This window comes from Acidisphaera sp. S103 (genome assembly GCF_009765975.1).
Lineage (GTDB): Bacteria > Pseudomonadota > Alphaproteobacteria > Acetobacterales > Acetobacteraceae > Rhodopila.
The window spans coordinates 71,381-75,134 of the sequence record NZ_LMUJ01000111.1; the positions used below are offsets into that span (position 1 = coordinate 71,381).

Consider the following 3,754-nt stretch of genomic DNA (forward strand, 5'->3'; position numbering starts at 1 on the left):
CGGTGTAGCGGAAATTGCCCGGGATACCGGTGCAGACTGCGACGGAGCGACGGGCTTCCACCAGGCTGGGGGCCTGCTCGATGTGCAGTTCCAGGTAGGCGCGGATGCGGGACGGATCGAAATGGCGGGCGCGGGCGCGCAGCGAGTCGGGGTTGCCGCCGCATTCGGCGATGTGGTCGGCCAGGGTGCGGCCGGTGTCGACACGGCGGACGTCCAGCGCGCCGTCGGGCAAGGTGCCGAGGCTGCCGCGGCTGCCGATGTAGGAGACCTGAAACCAGACGCTTTCCTCGGCGCGGATGCCCATGACGACGATGTCGCATTCGGGCGTCAGGTCCAGGGCCCGCAGGGCGCCGACGGTTGCCAGGCCGGCGAGGACGCCGGCGGCGCCGTCGAAGTTGCCGCCATGCGGCACCGAATCGAGATGCGAGCCGATCACCAGGGCCGGCGCGGAGCGGTCGCGGCCGGGCAGGGTCATGTAGAGGTTGGCGGCGGCGTCGTGGCTGATCTCCAGCTCCATGGCTTCGGCGGCTTTGGTAACCGTGGCGTGTGCCCGCTGTTCGCCGGCGCCGTACGGGTCGCGGGAGACGCCGGGTTCGTCCAGGCCATCTTGGCGCAACTGGTCGAACAGCGCCTGCATGGTGGCGCGCTGGGCGTGGACCGCCGCCTTGATGGTCTGGGGAGTCGGTCTGGGCATGGGCATAGTCCTATCGGGATCGGAATCGACGGTATTATCTGGTTTAAACGCGGGTAATGGCTAGACAACAAATGGGAGGAGCTAAAAATGTCCATCTGCCTTTGCTGCGGGCCAGCGTTGCTCGGCCGTCGCGGCTTGCTGGCCGCGGCTGTGGCGGCGGCCGCGTTGCCGTCAGGGGTTCGGGCGGCGCCGGTGTCCGCGGGGCCGGCCGAGGGGACGCTGCTGGACGATCTGGTGGCGGCCAACCGCATCTTGTACGACCAGGGTGTCGTCGATGGGTTCGGCCATGTCAGCGTGCGGCACGACAAGGACCCGAACCGCTATCTGCTGGCGCGCAGCATGGCGCCGGTGCTGGTGACTCGGGACGACATCATGGAATACGACCTGGACAGCGTGCCGGTGGATCCGCGCGGGCGGACATCGTACCTGGAGCGGTTCATTCATGGCGAACTGTACAAGGTCCGGCCCGACGTGATCGCGATCGTGCATAGCCACTCGCCGGCGGTGATTCCGTTCGCCGATACCAAGGTGGCGCTGCGGCCGATGAACCATATGTCAAGTTTTCTGGGGACGGGCGCGCCGGTGTTCGACATCCGTGATGCCGGCGGGCCGGCCACGGATATGCTGATCCGCAATCCGTCGCTGGGGCATGCACTGGCGGAGGCGATGGGCGATCATCCGGTGATGCTGATGCGCGGGCACGGGTCGGTGGCGGCGGCGCAGTCGTTGCATCATGTTGTCTATCGAGCAGTGTATACGGAAGTGAATGCGCGTATGGAGGCGGAGGCGCTGCGGCTGGGGCCGGTGACGTTCCTGAGTCCGGAGGAAGCCGCCGCCGCGTCGAAGACCGTCGATACGCTGGTGGAGCGGCCGTGGGCGATGTGGAAACAGCACGCGATGGGGAAATCATGAGCGATTCCGAAGGAAGCATGCTGCGGGAGACCGCGGACCGGCTGTTCACGGCACACTGCGATACCGCTGTCCGGCGGTCGGCCGATCAGGGCGCCTGGCCGGCCTCGTTATGGGCGGCGGTGGAGGAGGCCGGGCTGCATCGCGCGCTGGTGCCGGAGGCGGCGGGTGGATTCGGTGTCGCGGTGGCCGATGCGCTGTCGCTGCTGACGGTGGCAGGCGCCCATGCTGCGCCGATCCCGCTGGCGGAGACGATGCTGGCGAGTTGGCTGCTGGCCGGGGCCGGGCTGGAGATTCCGGACGGGCCGCTGACGGTTGGGCCGGTGCGGAACGGCGAAGTGGTGATGCTGACCCAGATGGATGGTGGGTGGGGTGTGTCGGGGACGCTGACCCGGGTGCCGTGGGCGCGGGATGTCGATCGGCTGGTGGTGTTGGCGGAGGGGCGTGCGGCGCTGGTCGGGCGGGAGGCTTGGACGATCGAGGCTGGCGAGAACGTGGCTCGGGAGCCTCGGGATACGGTGCGGCTGGATGGGGTGGCGATCGCCGTTGCGACGGCGGATGTGGATCTGCTGGCGATGGGGGCGGCGATGCGGACTCAGCAGATCGCCGGGGCGCTGACGCGGTTGACTGAGATGACGACGCAATACGCGCAGGACCGGGTGCAGTTCGGCCGGCCGATCGGCAAGTTCCAGGCGGTGCAACAGAATTTGGCGGTGATGGCGGGGCAGACGGCCGCGGCGGTGGCGGCGGCCGGGATGGCGGCGGAAGCAGTGGCAGATGGGGTGAAGATCCTGCCGATCGCGGCGGGGAAGGCCAGGGCAGGGGAGGCGGCTGGGATCGCGGCGGCGATCGCGCATCAGGTGCATGGGGCGATCGGCTTCACGTTCGAGCACGATCTGCATTTCCTGACGCGCCGGTTGTGGTCTTGGCGGGATGAGTTCGGCAAGGATGCGGTGTGGCACCGGTTGCTGGGGCGGCATATGGCGCGGGCTGGGGCGGATCGGCTGTGGGAGGAGATTACGGCTGCTTGATATCGGCATGGACGTGACGGGTTGTTGTTGAGGATCGGTCCGCCCTTCGCTACCGACGGGCAATCGACTGGTTTCCAGGAACAAGTTCGTCCCTCTGTCTGCTGATCACCCCCCGGTGATCGCTAGATGTCCTTAATCACATCTCAACGCGGCGCCGTCACTTCGCATTAAGCAGTATCGTGTAACAAATCGAATCTCCATCTTGCGCCGACGGGTCGATCTGTGAAAGATATCGGTCCGGAATGGTAATATTACGCCTTTGTAGACTACTGTCGATGCCGAGGAAGCATCTTCGTGGCAAGGGAGGCGTAAGCAGGATGAGACATAGATTAGTCGCAAGACTTATGGATAGGCCTCGGGTTATCATTGGGCGGAGTTCCACGCTGGACATGCCCGTTGTTAAGCTGAACCCAGAATACAAGAATCAGAATTGGCTACGATATCGATGGAAACTGGCTTTATTTAGTTTGGTCGCTCTTGTATTTGTCGGTTGTACAGACACTCAGTTAAGTCGTAATACGACACTTGCAGCAAATGGCATTGCCTCTTTCTACAGGGATGAGGCACTTGCAAACAGAACGCAGTTTATCAACGATCCTGGTTCCATTCCCTCATTCGCCGATATTTCGTCGGGTTCGATCCAAACGGGTGGCAGTGCAACGGCCAGTATTACCATTCCGTACGGAAACCAGGTGACTGAGTCCGCGAGTGCATTGATCAGTACGGTTCAAATCCCATCCAAAAACCATAACGCCGAGAGCAACCGACTCTTGACGGCAAAGCTGCACCATAACACCGGTCACCGATTCAAACACACTTGGGCGAACGCGCGCTCTTTTGATTTATGTTACGACGCCTCGCAAGACCGGGGAAGATCAGGCCGAGCAAGGTCTAAAGGATGGTTAGATCGCCGATCCGATCATGGTGCTGTCCGTTAACGATTGAGGGTGGGCCGCGTCTGTCGGGGTTGGTGGCAGGCGGTCTCCGGTGGAAGCGGCGGTGAAGTCGTGGGTGGCCGGGACATGCCCACGGCTGTCTGGCACGATTTTTGAGTCCTGAACGCAATATTTCGCTGTACAAGCCGCACGGTATTGATTCTACTCAGCTTCCGACGTTTGGC

The 3,754-nt window shown here is 63.6% G+C and carries 3 protein-coding genes; 2 read left to right on the forward strand and 1 reads right to left on the reverse strand.

The genetic code is table 11. The features are described from left to right. On the reverse strand, positions 1–694 hold a 694-nt coding region (locus tag GSQ89_RS36385; protein WP_158933006.1), incomplete at its 3' end, for a M28 family peptidase. Positions 695–781: 87 nt separating this feature from the next. Between GSQ89_RS36385 and GSQ89_RS36390 the strand changes: the two genes are divergently transcribed. Both GSQ89_RS36390 and GSQ89_RS36395 read left to right on the forward strand, forming a co-directional pair. Then, positions 782–1,606 carry a class II aldolase/adducin family protein gene (locus tag GSQ89_RS36390; protein ID WP_158933007.1) on the forward strand — a complete coding sequence of 275 codons (825 nt, stop codon included), beginning with the start codon at positions 782–784 and terminating at the stop codon, positions 1,604–1,606. Next, on the forward strand, positions 1,603–2,634 hold the full coding sequence (locus tag GSQ89_RS36395) for an acyl-CoA dehydrogenase family protein (protein ID WP_158933008.1): 1,032 nt from the start codon (positions 1,603–1,605) through the stop codon (positions 2,632–2,634). The genes GSQ89_RS36390 and GSQ89_RS36395 overlap by 4 nt, the downstream gene beginning before the upstream one ends. Positions 2,635–3,754 lie beyond the last annotated feature (1,120 nt).